This window comes from Ruegeria sp. BI7, assembly GCF_056537925.1.
Map to the genome: position 1 here is coordinate 22,736 of NZ_JBQFSK010000013.1, position 15,224 is coordinate 37,959.

The 15,224-nt window shown below is 55.4% G+C and carries 13 protein-coding genes; 4 read left to right on the plus strand and 9 right to left on the minus strand.

Annotated elements, in window-relative coordinates:
• The first annotated feature begins 9 nt into the window (after nucleotides 1-9).
• Complete coding sequence (locus tag ACR0JB_RS20110; protein ID WP_170399627.1) at nucleotides 10-1,017, plus strand: SGNH/GDSL hydrolase family protein; 1,008 nt, start codon at nucleotides 10-12, stop codon at nucleotides 1,015-1,017.
• On the opposite strand, the gene ACR0JB_RS20115 is transcribed toward ACR0JB_RS20110, so the two are convergent.
• From ACR0JB_RS20115 to ACR0JB_RS20130, 4 genes are all read right to left on the minus strand, one after another.
• Nucleotides 992-2,461: an arylsulfotransferase family protein gene (locus ACR0JB_RS20115; protein WP_170507695.1), complete on the minus strand. Its 1,470-nt coding sequence runs from the start codon at nucleotides 2,459-2,461 to the stop codon at nucleotides 992-994. The genes ACR0JB_RS20110 and ACR0JB_RS20115 overlap by 26 nt on opposite strands.
• Before the next feature lie 250 nt (nucleotides 2,462-2,711).
• Nucleotides 2,712-4,205 carry a sulfotransferase gene (locus ACR0JB_RS20120; protein WP_170399634.1) on the minus strand — a complete coding sequence of 498 codons (1,494 nt, stop codon included), beginning with the start codon at nucleotides 4,203-4,205 and terminating at the stop codon, nucleotides 2,712-2,714.
• Nucleotides 4,202-4,465, minus strand: coding sequence for a hypothetical protein (locus ACR0JB_RS20125; RefSeq protein WP_254440553.1), 264 nt, complete (start codon nucleotides 4,463-4,465; stop codon nucleotides 4,202-4,204). Before ACR0JB_RS20125 ends, ACR0JB_RS20120 begins: the two co-directional genes overlap by 4 nt.
• Nucleotides 4,462-5,829, minus strand: a complete 1,368-nt coding sequence (locus tag ACR0JB_RS20130) for an arylsulfotransferase family protein (RefSeq protein WP_170507697.1) — start codon at nucleotides 5,827-5,829, stop codon at nucleotides 4,462-4,464. Before ACR0JB_RS20130 ends, ACR0JB_RS20125 begins: the two co-directional genes overlap by 4 nt.
• A gap of 339 nt (nucleotides 5,830-6,168) precedes the next feature.
• Between ACR0JB_RS20130 and ACR0JB_RS20135 the strand changes: the two genes are divergently transcribed.
• The gene (locus ACR0JB_RS20135; protein ID WP_480790240.1) at nucleotides 6,169-7,437 is read left to right on the plus strand and encodes an arylsulfotransferase family protein; all 1,269 of its coding nucleotides are present in this window, start codon (nucleotides 6,169-6,171) and stop codon (nucleotides 7,435-7,437) included.
• A gap of 131 nt (nucleotides 7,438-7,568) precedes the next feature.
• Nucleotides 7,569-8,894 carry a hypothetical protein gene (locus ACR0JB_RS20140; RefSeq protein ID WP_170399644.1) on the plus strand — a complete coding sequence of 442 codons (1,326 nt, stop codon included), beginning with the start codon at nucleotides 7,569-7,571 and terminating at the stop codon, nucleotides 8,892-8,894.
• A 37-nt stretch (nucleotides 8,895-8,931) separates the two neighbouring features.
• Here the strand turns inward: ACR0JB_RS20140 and ACR0JB_RS20145 are convergent, their stop codons facing one another.
• Both ACR0JB_RS20145 and ACR0JB_RS20150 read right to left on the minus strand, forming a co-directional pair.
• Nucleotides 8,932-9,954 carry a ParB/RepB/Spo0J family partition protein gene (locus tag ACR0JB_RS20145; protein WP_170399646.1) on the minus strand — a complete coding sequence of 341 codons (1,023 nt, stop codon included), beginning with the start codon at nucleotides 9,952-9,954 and terminating at the stop codon, nucleotides 8,932-8,934.
• 55 nt (nucleotides 9,955-10,009) lie between these two features.
• A complete protein-coding gene (locus tag ACR0JB_RS20150; RefSeq protein WP_170507702.1) occupies nucleotides 10,010-11,422 on the minus strand; it encodes an AAA family ATPase in 1,413 nt (470 codons plus the stop codon).
• Nucleotides 11,423-11,824: 402 nt separating this feature from the next.
• Between ACR0JB_RS20150 and ACR0JB_RS20155 the strand changes: the two genes are divergently transcribed.
• Nucleotides 11,825-12,832, plus strand: a complete 1,008-nt coding sequence (locus tag ACR0JB_RS20155) for a replication initiator protein A (RefSeq protein ID WP_170399652.1) — start codon at nucleotides 11,825-11,827, stop codon at nucleotides 12,830-12,832.
• Nucleotides 12,833-12,837: 5 nt separating this feature from the next.
• On the opposite strand, the gene ACR0JB_RS20160 is transcribed toward ACR0JB_RS20155, so the two are convergent.
• From ACR0JB_RS20160 to ACR0JB_RS20170, 3 genes are all read right to left on the minus strand, one after another.
• Complete coding sequence (locus tag ACR0JB_RS20160) at nucleotides 12,838-13,041, minus strand: hypothetical protein (protein WP_170399655.1); 204 nt, start codon at nucleotides 13,039-13,041, stop codon at nucleotides 12,838-12,840.
• A gap of 356 nt (nucleotides 13,042-13,397) precedes the next feature.
• Nucleotides 13,398-13,754, minus strand: a complete 357-nt coding sequence (locus ACR0JB_RS20165) for a DMT family transporter (protein WP_170399658.1) — start codon at nucleotides 13,752-13,754, stop codon at nucleotides 13,398-13,400.
• Nucleotides 13,755-13,784: 30 nt separating this feature from the next.
• On the minus strand, nucleotides 13,785-15,221 hold the full coding sequence (locus ACR0JB_RS20170; RefSeq protein WP_170399661.1) for a UbiA family prenyltransferase: 1,437 nt from the start codon (nucleotides 15,219-15,221) through the stop codon (nucleotides 13,785-13,787).
• Between the last annotated feature and the right edge of the window lie 3 nt (nucleotides 15,222-15,224).

Here is a 15,224-nt window from a genome sequence, read left to right on the forward strand (position 1 = left end):
TGAAGCCGGATGTGGCGCGTCATTGGTATCAACATCCTGATCCTCGCGGTGCTTCTGGTTTGCCTGGAAGCCGCGCTTGCTTGGCTTGTTGCACGGGACTCTCCGACCGGTATCCGGCCTGTTGACCGGCTGGCCCGGAAAATTTACTGGGCGAATGTTTCGTATGTGCAATACCTCCCGGATTGTGCGCGTTACGATCCTGAACTGGGCTATACATTGCGCCCCGGGAATTGCGTTTTCGAAAACACCGGTTTCTCAACTGAACTCGACGTGAATTCGGCAGGCTATCGCGATAACGAGGCGTCTCTTGATGCGCCAGAGATCGTGGTTTTAGGCGATAGCCAGGCAATGGGTTGGGGTGTCGGGCAAGGGAAGACCTTTGCCGACATTATCGAGGCGGAAACCGGGCGCAAAACGCTGAATACCGGTGTGTCGTCCTATGGCACCGCCCGAGAGCTTATGGCGCTGGACCGCGTTGACCTCAGCAACCTTAAGACGGTGATTATCCAATACAGCGACAATGACGGCTACGAAAATCGCCACTATCTTTCTGAAGGCACACTGTCGGCTATGTCGGAAGAAACCTATTCGCAACTCGTCGCCGGAAACGAAGGGACAGGCGGAGGCTTCGGGCACTATCTGCCCGCCCTCTTTCAGGAGGTTCGCGGACGTTTCGGTGGTAGCGACGGCGAGGGCGAAAACAGCGATCTGCCTATGGCGGACCTGAAAGACCCCGATGTTCTGACCGAAGTCCTGACCAACTGGGATTGGGGTGTCGCCCCACCGCAACTGGTCGTTTTCGATGTAAACACAGGCGGTCGGGGTGGTCGTTTCACAGAGGCCCTTTCGACCTCCCCGAAGCTCAGCATTTTGCGCTCAAAGATACCTGACTTAAAGATACTTCATACGCCGGAAATACTGGACGCGGAGGATTATCTTTTCCCGGATGGACATTTGTCGGAAACGGGCCATCAGAAGCTTGCCGGTGCAATTATTGAAGTGATTGCTCAGAACTGACCTTAGCTCCTGGCTGCACCGCTCCAATTGGCGCTGTCCTGCCCAATACCCCTTCGACAAAATCCCGGGCCACATAATCTGCGCCTCGTGTTTCCATTAAAGCGAAATTGGCATCCGCGGATTCGCCAATGCGATGATGGAACGCCGAGAGACTGGTTTGATTAAGAAATTCCCAAATCGGTCTGCCTTCCAGCAAGTCAACTTCCAGGACCTGACCAGTTTCGGAAACCGATACAAGCGCACGTTCGTTGTTCTCGCTTAATCGTACTACACCTTGCTCTTCGGAAAACAGAACGTGTTCTGTGTCACCCGCCAACGGAAAAAGCGATGTACCCAGGCCGGACACCGGGTCAATTTCGAGTATGCGAGATCCACCCTGCGATGCGAGGCCGCCAAGATTATCGAACAGTACGAAAGTACCGCGTTCTGTGACGACTGGCGAATGCTGAGCGACCATTGGGCCCATTATGACCCGATGAACAACATCATCATATCGGTCCACGACAATTAGTGAGCTTGAGGATCGCAGTGACATGGCGATATCGCCCGCCTCTGCCCCCTCAATCTTGGCGGCGGTTGCTTCATTTATCTCCACAATCCCATTGATGTGATAAGGATCACACCCTTCGCGCACTGAGTACGCCAGACCCATCAGTCCGTTTTCTACAAAAAGATCTTCAAACCGTACTGCACGTATTCGCTCCCCGGCTCGATCGAAGATTTGGAAACCTTCCTCGTAAACCGCTCCAAGTATTGAACAATTGGTTTCGATCCGAGTGGGTCCAATATACTGTTCCGGAGGCTGCTCAAGTTGTGCCCAGGGCAAAAGGGCGTCGCCGTTACCCGCGATATGAGGCCAGTGATGTGCGTGATTAATAAAGGACCAGAGAATTTTGCTGTTCCGATCAATTCGCATCGAACCAATATGGTAAGGGAACATGTTTTTGGCCTGAAACGTAACAACCAGATCGCCGTTGTCGTCTAGGTCAACTCCCAACACATTCACATTGTCTCTTCGGGGTTGTCCGCTAAAGCCTTCAAATTCCTGCCCATCAAAGAGGTCCGCTCTCGACACACTCCAAGTGTGGAATACATTCCCTTCGCGATCCATGATCCAGGCGATGCAACCAAGCTCTGGACAGAGTTCGGGCTGTTCCTCAAAACCACCTGTAATCAACAACAAATCGTCATAGTCCCTGGGTTCGACAAGCCAGGTTGTCAGATCTTCCTTTGGAACTGCTACATCTTCCACCTTTCCGTAGATGACTTCTTTGGCTTCAAGTTTTCGCCAGGCGTCAAACCCGGCTTTGGCTTGTTGCAGAACTGGAACGGGAAACCATTCATATTTGTAGCTGACTACCCCGTAGACATACGCCCCGCTCAAAATTGAAAAACCAAACAAAACTGCGGAAAAATGTTCCCCCAAAAATCGTACTAACTTCATTTGCGTTACCAATCGCTAACTCAACGCTGCAATTAGAGGTCATGTCACTTGAACCCACGCGCAATGCGTTGTTCATTACCGGTTCACATTTAGGGCGGAAAAATTGTGAAAGGTTTGTGCAACACACGCCGCCCAAAACAAGAATGCTTTCGGCGATTGAATGTATGAACTCTTCTGATCGGAGCAGGTCAGCAGGAATCTACTTTCCCAAGATTTTTTGGCTCTAGCCGCTCCAGGTTTCGTACCAGTCTCAAATCACGTCTCGCAGCAGATCCCGGCGGGCGCATTTTTCTAATACGCCATAGATTTCAATCGCTTCCTGTAAGTGATCGGGATCGAACCTCTCTGTCTCAGTCAGATCGGGCTTCGAATGAAAATATCGTCCAAAACTCTGCTCGCCGGACGACAATCCGAGGGCGTCATACAGCCCTTCCATCGTCGCCTTTGGCGACGCACGCAGATCATCCTGTAAAAGAAAGATGCACTTGTCTTTGTACGCAAGCAGATTCCGAAAGGCGCAGGTCCAGTATTGCAGCCAGTAATCAGGTGTGTGGGTGTCTTTCTGTGCCGGTTCGAAGCCGGAAAACATAAAGGGCTTATGCAAATTGCCGAACTCAAAATGGCCAATATCAGCCATGTAGCGAGATACAAAGCTGTCCTGGGTCTGCAGTTTGCTGAAATTGTTGTGTTGCCGCAGCAGGGACTCTGCATGGCTTTCAGGACGCCGCACTGGAACAACTATCCTACAATCTGGGAAGGATTTAAGCAGATAGGGAATCCGGGCAATGTTGGCATTGTTCTTTGAACAATAGCGCATTTTCTGGACACTCAGAGGATCGGCTTGAAGATTGCGTGCCCGGATAATGCTGCTCATATGGTTTAGCAGAAACCGGTCGGCCTGTTCATTTGTATCCCCAGCCTCCCACAGGGGGATCGAGGATCCTTTGTACCTCTCTGGCCAGAACATTTTCCAGATCACTTCCTCGAATGCCTCCGCGCTATCAAGGTCGATCTCCATTCCATCCCCGTGGGCGCGCTGCTGGCGTCGCACCTCTCGCCTCTGGCCGCCGGCCAGTTTGTTCCACAGCACGGGGGCCGTCACAAAAGGCATATCCCGATAGGTATGCGTCGCCACTTCCGGTGCATCATGCAGCGCGTTGAGAACCGCTGTGGTGCCGCCTCGCGCAAGGGAGGTTACGAAAATGGGATTCGCTGCTTCTGGCATCGGAGGGCGCGGCATCAGGCGCGCCTCAATCCGTGCGGCCGCTTTCTGAACCGTCGGACCCGAGAAAGCCAGGTTGTGAACAAACTGGTCTACAGGCGAGTATTGGGACACGCCGTTATCCTGCGGTGTTTCGCTGCGACGCAGACGGCTGACGATCTTAACCGCAGCAAAGGCCAGAACGGACACGATGACGATGTAATCCAGCCGCAGCATCACATCCAGAACTGCACTACCGGGCGCGAGACCCGCAAGATCGGCCAGCAGAATAGGCAGACCCGCCGCAGCCAGCGCCAGAGCGATACGCCATGTCAGGTTCAAACCGCCCAGGATCAGTTGCACCCCTGCCCGCCGCGCTGCAGCTTCCTTGGCATCGTCAGATAACTGGTTGTCAAACAACGCAGCCACGCCTGCCATGCTTGCGCCAACGATCTTATGGGCAATTCCTGCAATATTCGTCCACCACAGGGCAATAATAAACCCCGCGACGGCCAGCAGCGAAACGGCTATAGCCTGTGTCATTGCGCCGGGTCGGTCTCGTTGCCTGCGTCAGCCGGGCCTTTCCTGCCGCGAAGCAGCCGCTTGAGTGGAAACCAGACCAGCCCGACAATAAGAAAGATACCACCCAGAACTACGGCAATCGTGACTGCAATAGCCCCCAGCCCGGCACCCGGGCCGATATATGCATGCGCCGGGCTTGCCAACATCAGAAACGGCACTCCTGCAAACAGCAACAGCGCAATCAGACGTCCCCCCGCCCATGTTTTCATGAACAATTTCATTGCGTGCATTCCTTCCAATCGGTTTCAAAATAACTCAATGGGTAGAGTTTTGCATTGGTGATTTCACCCACAAATTCGTCATCGTATTTATTGACATATTCCCAGACCACAGTGCCAGCACCATCCACCTCCAGCACGCGTCCGGCATCGAATTCCGTGATCAGAATTCCACCACCGTCGAGAATTTCATGCTGCCCCCGGATGACCGACAGCATCTCCTGACCGGGCTTGCTGCCGAAAACAACCTCCGTCTCCCGGCTGACCGGGTCGATGGTCATGATGTTTGTATCCCGGGGCGCATCGAGCCGAGTTTTGTCACTCCGCGTGTAAGACGTCAGGTATGCGTTGTTGTTGAAGATCGAAATTTTGCCATCCGGGCGGAACTCAGGGTCGTGCTGCCGGATCCAAGGGCCGGTCTGATGCCACCTCACTGTCCGCGTGGCCGGGTCCACCACTATAACAAGGTTCAGACCCCGCATCGAAACCACCCAGTCCCCGGCATTGAACAGCGGGAACCTGTAGGCCAACTCTGACGGCAGTTCATCAATCTTGTTGGCGTGAAGCAACTCGCTCCGGGTTACGCCTTTCGTTTTGAAATCCTGATTGTTGGCCGTCAGCAACGCGGTCAGGCCACTATCCATGATGATGTCGGGGATCGATACCCGTTCCAGAACCTGCCCCTGTTCGTCAAGCCTCAGCACCACATCTTCCCAGATCGGCGCATCCGTGTCCGCGGTGAAAAAAGGCGGAAACCGATCGGCAACCTCGGCGGCGGTCCAGTCGTCGCGGCCAATCGTCAGATATCCGCCCTGTTCAGACGTCACCAGCGAATGATGAGATTGCTCGTTGAGCGCCCAGAGCAGATTGGAACACTGATCCAGCTTGGCGGTTCCGCAATATTCGTAGCTGAACACAAGTTCGCCCTTCGGCGTCAGCAGTGCCCCGTGCACATCTATCTCTAAAGGGGTGCCAAGACCGTCACAGGGACGGGTTTCAACATCAGGGTAATGTTCGAAGTAATTCAGAGACCATTTGCGAATCACACTACCGTCGCGATTCACAAGCCGTGCCTGGTTCTCTCCGTCGAAAAACCCCATAAGCAGGACGGCGTCCTTACGATCCGGAGCCTCGTTAATCATAACACCATCGCCCTGTCCGCGTGAGGGTTGAAGATGTTTCTGCAAGGCCGCTCCCGTCAGGGATTGTTCGACAAACACCGTCCTGTACACGAGCCGAAGCTGAGGCGCAGGTGGCCATTGCTTCATTTGCGCGACAATCCCATAGAGGATGGATGCGCAAACGATGGCGAGCAATAGACAAGTCCAGAACAGCCGTTCAGGCAGGTTTTCAAAAAAGTGCTTCACTCTTTGCGCCTCAAACCCTCTAACACTGAACTTAATACCCGGTAATGCGCCTGCCCTGCGATCCAAGACTAAACCGCTTGGCACAAAAATAGGAACATCAAGGCCCCACATTGCAAGGTCCTAATGACTATGCGGCAAAATCAACTGCATTGTTTCCGGGTTAGACATTTTTGAAGTCGCACCCCCATAGCGGCAAACCTGTCTGAAATGCGCTGCAAAAAGCCCCGCAACTGGACAGGCTCGCCCCCAAACAGGCGGTTTGAACGGATTAAAGCTTGATCGCCGTCAGCCAAAAATCCAACGTTGCTCCATAGATCTGTGGATTGAGGTTCTTTGATTATGTCTGATCGCCTACTTGCATTGCTGTCGCTGGCTTGTCTGTTGGCAATCACTTTCTTGGCGGGACTTGTGTCTGCCTATCTGTATCTCGCCCCTTACAGGATCGCCGTTCAGGCCTGGGAAGAAGTCAAAGCCTTCATGAAGGAACCTGATCGGCTGATGCCGGTGCGGTATGATTTTGAAGGTGTACGCATTCACGATGCCAACGCCATTGCCCCCGGTTCTACGCTTATCACATCGTATTTCCCGGAATTCGACTGGCATGCAGGTGTTCGGCTGATCGACGAATCCGGCGCTGTCCTGCACTCCTGGGCGCCTGACCCCGGCGAGATTTTCGGCGGGCGGCATAACTACCCATACATTCACGGCTCGCATCTTTTTCCCAACGGCGACATCCTGTTCAACTTCGAATTTATCGGGATCGCCCGGATGTCGGCCTGTGGCGATGTGTTGTGGGCCCTTTCAGAGCCTCGGGCACATCATTCAATCTCGGCAAATGATGACGGCTCGTTCTGGGTGTCCGGCAATCAAGAGCTTCGCTCGCGCGGTGGGCGCGATGAAGAGCTTTTGAATATCCTGTCCTTCCCCGTCTACGAAGATTACTTTATGAAAGTCAGCGCCGATGGCGAGGTCCTAAAATCCATCAGCTCGATCGAAGTGTTTGAGAAAAACGGTTTGAGCGACGCATATCTAAGAACGGGCAGGCGTTATAGTGGCGACATCTTTCACCTGAACGACATAGAAGAACTGCCACCGGAGATGGCCGATGAATATCCGCTGTTTGATGCGGGCGACATTGTCGTGTCCCTGCGTGATCTTCATATGGTCATGGTGCTCGATCCAGAGACGCTGGAGGTGAAATGGCACACCAACTCGGCTACTCTCTTTCAGCACGACCCCGATTTCATCGGTGACGGTTGGATAGGCATCTTCGACAACAATTTCGACAGAACCGAAGGGGGCAATTTACAGGGCGGATCGCGCGTGGTGGCCATCCAGCCCCATACAGAAGAACGCGCCATCCTATTCCCCAAACAGGCGGACATGCCGTTTTACACCAAGTGGTCAGGGAAATGGCAAAAGCTGCCCAATGGCAATCTACTGCTGACGGAATCCCGCGCGGGCCGCGCGTTGGAGGTAAACAGCAGTGGTGAACCGGTCTGGGAATGGGTCATGGACCGGTATGACGCTAATCAGGTGCCCGAGGTTATGGAAGCAAGCAGATACCCAATAACCGCAGAAGATGTCGCCACCTGGAACTGCCCATGACATCAGACAGTGTTTCGCGCGCGAAACATCAGCGCGCGCCTTTTGCAAATGGCCGCTAAAAAGGTAGAGTTTTAGATCAATTAGTATCTAACTAACAGTGTTTTGCGTTATTTTTGGGTTTGAGGTTACGGATGCTGCGACGAATTCTGGGCGAAATTGTCAATGACATTCCCGATACGCGCCTGACGCTGTCCCAAAACCTTGGACGTTTCAAAGCCTGGCTTGTCGCCAGCCGGACCGATCTGGGCTTGGCTTTTATGATCAGCCTTCTGGTCGGTGCGGGGTACTGGTTTCTGGCCAGCCAGATCCCTCTGGCTTTGATCGACCCGAACCGCGATGCATGGGTCTGGTTCGAGGCCGATCTGATCCGGGTCCATCCGGTGATGCTGGATCGCTATGCCAACAATTACCGAACCAATGTTCACCCGCTGCAGGCCATAATCATGTACACGCCAACCAAAGCGCTGATCGTGGCGGGCCTTTCTGAGCGGCTGGCCGTTCTCGGCGTGCTCTCCGCCACGGCGGGCCTTTGGAGTGCGACCCTGTTCGGCGGGTTCCGAGGACTTGGCCTACCCCGCTTTGACGCTGTTGTTTTCACAGCTCTGGGCGCGGTATCCAGCGCGGCCATCTTCTGGATGCCTGTGCCAGAGGTACACGCCTTTGCCGGTCTGACGGTTACGATTGCCCTAGTCTTTGGAACATTGATGCAGCGCGGGACGATACCGCCGATATTGCAGTCGATTTCCAGCGTGATTGCGTTCTCGATGACGATCACCAACTGGATGGCCGGCATTCTGACCGTGCTTGCCTGTAATTCATACAAACGCGCCTTCCGCATTCTGGTCGACGGCTTTGCAATCGCAACGGTCATCTTCACCCTGCAGCGGATCGCCTTTCCGCGCTCAGACTTCTTCATTCCACGCCTCAAATCGGAATTCGCCTATGTCCTGCACGATTTGGCCGGGGGACCGCTGGACAAGATCCGGGCCTTCTTCGCCTATACCATCGCCATCCCCGAAGTGCCGTTTTTGGACAATCCGGTCTTCCCCGAATGGATGCGCTTGTCCGTGCAATTCTCCCCCGTTCAGACATTGGCATGGGTCGGTCTTGCGGGGCTCGTGCTATGGGCCATCGTATTCATCACAGGCCTGGCCCGGGCCATCCTGACCCCTGGGCCGAATGCGCCGGTCGCGCAGGCTTTGCTTTTATATCTGCTGTTCGAAGGGATGCTGCATTTCTTCTACGGCGATGAGACGTTCCTCTATTCCATGAGCTACGTCCCGGCGATGTTCCTGCTGGCCGGGTTTTCCGTGCTTGGAAAAGGTCGTCTGTTCTTTCTTGTATCGGCGGTCATTGCCGTCCCATTTCTAGCCTATAACAACATTTCCGAGTTTCTGCGTGTCACATCAGATCTGCAGGCCCATGCGGACGCGCTGTTACAGGCCGCCAGCAATTAACCGAGCCACCCGGTTCCGGGGTTTGGCGATCCCGGACCTATGCCGTCCGGGACTTTAACCACTCACACAGTTCCAGATAGAACCCATCTGACACGCCAGGCCCCGATACTATGAGCCGTGCAGCATCAGGGCTGAGTTGCAGACGGATATCCCCGATCTCTTCGGACAGGGCCGCGTTGGATTCCGGGTTGGATGTCTTTCCAGGCTTTGGCTGCGCCGCGCTAATCGCCTTAGTTAGAGCCGAAATTTCGACGTCCGGGGTAGGGGAAGCCACAGCGTCCAGCGCGGAAACCAGATGCCCTACCCGCTTTGGTTCCTCCCTCAGAACCTTCGCAATCGACAGACCCAGTCGTTCGGGGATGGCCGATGCAAAACGCAGATGTTCGTCCAGCGCGTGATAAATTGCGACGAAGGACCCGATCTTTGACCGCTTGGCCCGGCTGGCCGAGGCGAACAGACCGCGCAGGGCGGCTGCATCATCCGGGTAAACACCCTGCTCTACCGCACGTGCCACTATCCGGGCGCGTTCGTAATAGCTCAGCCCGACGCGGATTTCGTTTTCTTCGACCATGGCCACATAAGCGTCGGACGCGCTCTGTGGCTGTCTGAGGAACGCCCGAACAGTTTCAAACCGAGCCTCACCTGTTTTGGCCGCCAGCGCCCGCAAGGCGGTCATGCGCCGCCAGCCGGAAATCAGGCCATATCGGCCGTCCTCCAGTTCTACGACCTCAATCGGGGTTTGCTGCCCCCGCGCCTTCAGGCTTTCCTTCAGTGCCTCCATCTCAGCGTCATCCGCAGCCATCCGGTCGCGTACCAGATAGGTTTCCTCGATAGCCTCCAGCGGCAGGTCCTGCACCAGACGGCCTTCGGCACGCGCGGCGCGCAGTTCCCCGGACAGCTCTTCCAGCGCGGCCTGAGCAGCCGTTGCGCCGGCCACCTGCGCAACCGGGGGTGCGGATCGGGGCGTATCCGTGGGGAACATGGATTTGGCCCCGGGGGAAGAGGGGGTATCTGCCAGATAATCCGGCCGGGCAGGGGTCAGTCGTTTGCGTTTTGCCATCGATTTCTCCTTTTCTGACGTAGTTCAGAGGTGTTTCGCGCGCGAAACATGTCCCTCACAGCGTCAGTTCCGGCGTTCCCGCCTCTTTGGCCTTTTGGGCCAGTTCCTCACCCCGCCAGACCCCGATCAATAGCTTCTTGAACGAGGCATAGGTGGCATCAAAAGTTTCCCGCCCCCGCACATAGGTTTCGCGGTTGAAATCGCGGTAATCAGCTTCGTAGATGCCATTGACCTGTTCCCCGGCCTGCCCGATCAGCGCCGTATAGCCTTGCCAATGCGGCGACAGGGTACGGCCCAGATAGGCTTGCATCAATCCGGCCAGCTCTGCCTGCTGACTGCCGTCATAGCGAGTGATGACCGTGCGCACCGCATCCCACTGAAAGGCCATCTCGGGGCGTCCCAGTGCGCGGGCGGCCATGTTCTCTCCGTCTTCGATCGACTGGAAGGTGGAATGCAGCATGTCAAAAAAGCGCCCGGTGGAATCAAACTCGAGGAATGACGCGCCCATGGGCACCAGCAGAATGTCAGATGCGGCCAGCCCGTTGATCGTCAGATATCCAAGGGCAGGGGGGGTGTCGATGAAGATGATGTCATACTCATCCAACACGCCATCTTCTTCCAGCGTGTCGGTCAGCGCGTCCCACAGCTTCCAGCTGCGGCCCTGCATACGCCAGACCGGGATCTGGAACTCGGCCCAGTAGAGGTTCAGCTGAGCCCCAATCAGGTCGATATTCGGCCAGTGGGTGGCCTGGATCAGGTCGCTGCTGCGCACTTTCAATGCGTCTGACAGCGTATCGTCGATTGGATGCGGCGCCTCGCCCCGGTCAAGCCGCCCCTGATTGTCGCGGCGCAGATGGGCGGCATAGTGACGGGCGAGCAGCGGGAACACGGTCTGCCATTCATCTGTTATCTTGCCACCGAAGACCGAGGTCATTGACCCCTGACTGTCCAGATCAATGACCAGCACCTTGTAGCCATCCAAAGCCGCGGACATGGCCAGATGCGCACAGGTGGATGTCTTGCCGACGCCGCCCTTGAAGTTTGCCACCGACACGATTTTGGCGGGTAGTCCCTTGGGGCGGTAGGGGCGGTACTCTTTGGCTTTTGATCCTTCCGAGGCGAAATGCGAACGCAGGCGCAGCACCTCATCCAGCGTGAACCATTTGGCCCCGCCTTCTGTTTCCGACTGCCCTTGTGGCAGGTCCGGGTTGCCCTTCAGGACCCGGCGGAAATGAGCAGGCGCCACGGGGATCAAATACTTGGTAATCTCCCAGGTTGAAAACAGCCGCAGTTTTTTCTGGCCGTCCTCTTCCAATCCCCGGTTTGCCAGATCGGCCCGACCCCGGGCACAGGCATCCGCGATGTCCGAGAAATCATGTGTACCGGTGGGATCTCCAAGCTCTGCATAAGCCAGATCCGGATCGATATTGAAATACGGAGGGGTTCCCTCTGGAGTGCCTGCTCGCATTGAAAAGCTGCCTGTATGCTATGTTTTCCTCAATATACCACAAAAGGTGGCATATGGAAGTATTATGAGCACAAAACCAAATTTTCTAAGCAAAAATAGTGGGTAAAGGCTGTTTGAAAGGTGGAATTGAGGCGGTTTGCAAAAATTTATTCTGTTAGAATCCTGTTATATTATTAGTTACAGGCTCTATTCACTTTATCTAACTACAAGAAAAAAAAGAGATTTTCATCATTTTCGGTATCCATAGTGAATCTGATCCCACGATAGAGTGACTCTGAACCCACGTTGAACTGACTCTGAACCCACGATCCGGCGGCTTTACGCCTCCTGTGGATAACTTTACGGTGAGCGTCAATAAAACCACGAACGAAGATTCGGGCAGGAACATATGGGCAGGCTGATATGAGCGGGGCAGGGGCGCTGTTGCCCGACCGCCATCCGACAGGTGATTTTTTTGTATGCGATATCTTCGATGCGCTACCAAAGACCGATATGGGGTCGATGGAGCATCCGATGTTTTCGCTCTCGACCAGGCCGGACCGGCGGATTCTGAATTATGAACATAACGGGGTTGGGATCACGGTGACGCCTTCGGTGCGTGGCCTGGCGACGATTCATGACAAGGACATTCTGATCTTTTGCATCAGTCAGTTGATGGCGGCGATCAATGCGGGCCGGACCGTCAGCCAGGTGCTGCATCTGACGGCGCATGATCTGATGGTGGCCACCAATCGCGAGACCAGCGGCGACGGCTACAAGCGCCTGCGCGAAGCGTTCGAGCGGCTGGCAGGCACCCGGATCACCACCAACATCGTCACCGGCGAGAAAGAGACCACCACGGGTTTTGGCTTGATCGAAAGCTGGGAGATCGTCCGCCGCACCCGGGCGGGTCGGATGGTCAGCGTCAGCGTGAAGCTGTCCGACTGGCTGTTTCGCGCGGTGCTGGCAAAATCCGTACTGACCCTCAGCCGGGATTATTTTCGCCTGCGCAAACCGCTGGAGCGACGGATCTATGAGCTGGCGCGCAAACATTGCGGGCGTCAGCCGGAATGGCGGATCTCGGTCGAGGTGCTGCTGAAAAAATCGGGCTCGGCCTCACCCCGGCGGGTGTTCCGCAAGATGATCCGCGACATGATCGCTGCCGATCATCTGCCCGATTATGAAATGACCGAAGAGCCCGGCGACCTGATCCGGTTCTCGCGCCGTGGTCAGGTGGTCGAGGGGCCGGACAAGCCGATCCTACCGTCAGGCGCGCTGGAAGAGGCCAGGGCGATGGCGCCGGGCCGGGATGTTTATGCGCTGGAAGCAGACTGGCTGGCCTATTGGGCCGCGTCGGGTCGCCCGCAGATTAGAAATCCGAACAAGGCATTTCTGGGATATGTGGCCAAAAGGGTCGCCGGGCGGGATTAGATGGTTCAGCCGGAATAAGCGGGATCTTGTTTCTGGGTGCGGAGTTTAAATGAGCGGATGGCGAAGATCGCGATGATGGCCACCAGAATGAACATCCAGCCAACCAGCATATAGGCCCCGAACGCCATCAGGATGGAAGCCCCGGAGTACAGAGCGATACCCCCGGCGCACAGGCCGACAAGGATAGCCAATCCGATAATCCCCATCATGTTTTCCAGCCCTCCGGCTTTGGTCTTGGTGCGAGCACAACCCAAAGTAGGCGATGGTTTATGCCACAGGCAGATGCCCATAATGATTCCGCGACGAAATCATGGCAAAACTGTGAACCACCTTGGGTTAAAATTTGGTTATTTTTACCTGACGGGGCTTTGCCCCACTACTCGTTCTACACTGCGTATTTTTGAGGCACAAATATACCTGAGCCGAGTATTCCCTAAATCAGATACTTCGGCAATGCTTTGTAAAAGAGGCCACAAGAAATATGCGGAGGTCCGCTTGTCTGCGCACAATCCAGAGTAGATCTGGTGAAGGCGCACTCTGTCATTTCCAGCGTTTTGGCCAGACGTCAGGCCGGTTTGACCTGGGACAGGACGATTACGCCTGCGATGACAAGCCCGATCCCGGCGATTTTCTGCAGGTTGAGGGTTTCAGAAAACATAAAGTAACCGACGACCAGAATACCCACCATGGCCAATCCGGTGACGGCCGGGTAGGCGATGCTTAGCTCAAGGCCGCGGATGGCGACAATGAAGCTGCTCAGCAACAGCAAACCACTGATCAAACCGGCCCAAGCCCAGGGCGAAACCACAAGGGCGCGAATATCGAAAGGTCCTGAAAGCTGTTGCACGGCCAGTTTGAACGAGACGTTCGTGCAAATGTTTGCGCAGACGGCAAATAGCAAAGCGGACCAGTATAACGACATTTGTGTTCTCCTTCGTTTCCGGGGCCATCATCAAAGGGTCAGGTATTTCGCAGCCAGGGTCACCAGGACAAAGGCACCACCGACCATGAGGCTTATCTTATCGCGCAAGGCGAACAGGACCGGGTCATCGGCAACCCGTCCGCGTCGGGCGCCGACCCAGATCCGATTTCCCCAGTACAGCAACAGCAGACACAGCAGCCACAGGATTTCGGGTGTCCGGTAAATCTCCTGCACTTCGGGGCTGTTGATATACAGAGCCAGAATGACAACGGCGGCCGTGATATTGGCCACGCCCAGGCTGAACATGGTTTCGCTGTCAGTATAGGAATAATCCCGGCCATGGACATTGCCGTCTTCCTCGGGTGCCGCTGCCACCTCGATATAGCGCTTCAGATAGCCGAGGCTGACAAAGACAAACATCGAGAATGCCAGAAACCAGGAAGATAGGACAATGCCGGTGGCGGCAGACCCCGCGATGACGCGCAGCGTGTAAAGGGATGCCAGCACCATGACATCCGCTGTCGCGATCTGTTTCAGCCAGAAGGAATAGGCCATGGTGATGATCAGATAGGCGGTCAGCACAACCGCAAAGACAAGCGGCAGGAAAGTCAGCGAAAGGGCAAAGGCGATAACGGGCAGCGCGATGGCCCCGGCAACGCCTGCATGCAGGGACAGATCGCCCGATGGCAGCGGGCGGTGCCGTTTGCTTGTGTGCTGGCGGTCAGCGGCCAGATCAACCAGATCGTTCAGGAAATACACACCCGACGCACAGAGGCTGAAGCAGATAAAGGCCAGAAGAGAGGCAAGAACCGATGAAAAAGGCAGATACTGCTGAGAGGTGAAGATCGGCGCAAAGATCAGGGCGTTCTTTGCATATTGATGCGGCCGCATTGATTTGAGAAAGGCGCGCCACAGCGGCGGGCGTGATGTGATGACTTTCTCGGCTGTGCCCGCCGCCTGCGCGGTTGCCACCTCGGATTCAGGAGCATTTACGAATATGTCCGACGCAGAGGCGGCCCAGATCGGGTTGTCGGCGGCGCTGTCTCCGGCATATGCAAATGCATCACCATGGGCGGCGGCGCGTATCGCGGTCAGCTTGTTGGCGCCTTTCAGGTTGTGATCTGCATCCGTTGCCAGCACGGACTCGAATATCCCCAGATGTGCGGCAACCTTATCGGCATATATGCGGTGCGAAGCTGTCGCGAGAACCAACTGCCTGCCATCCGCTTTCTGCTGTTCCAGGTATTCAAGAAGCGGGGTTTCGTATGGCAGCGTCTCGGCCCTGAGGGTGACCTCCTGGGCAATGCGTTCCTTGGCGTAGGGAATACCTTTGAACAGCCATAAAAGGAGGGGAAAGATATTAAGCGGGTTCCTTTTCAGGAATTGAAGGATGGCCTCGACAAAAAGATCAGTTCTGATCAGCGTCCCGTCCAGATCAACAAAAATTTTCTCGGGCTTTTCACTCATTAC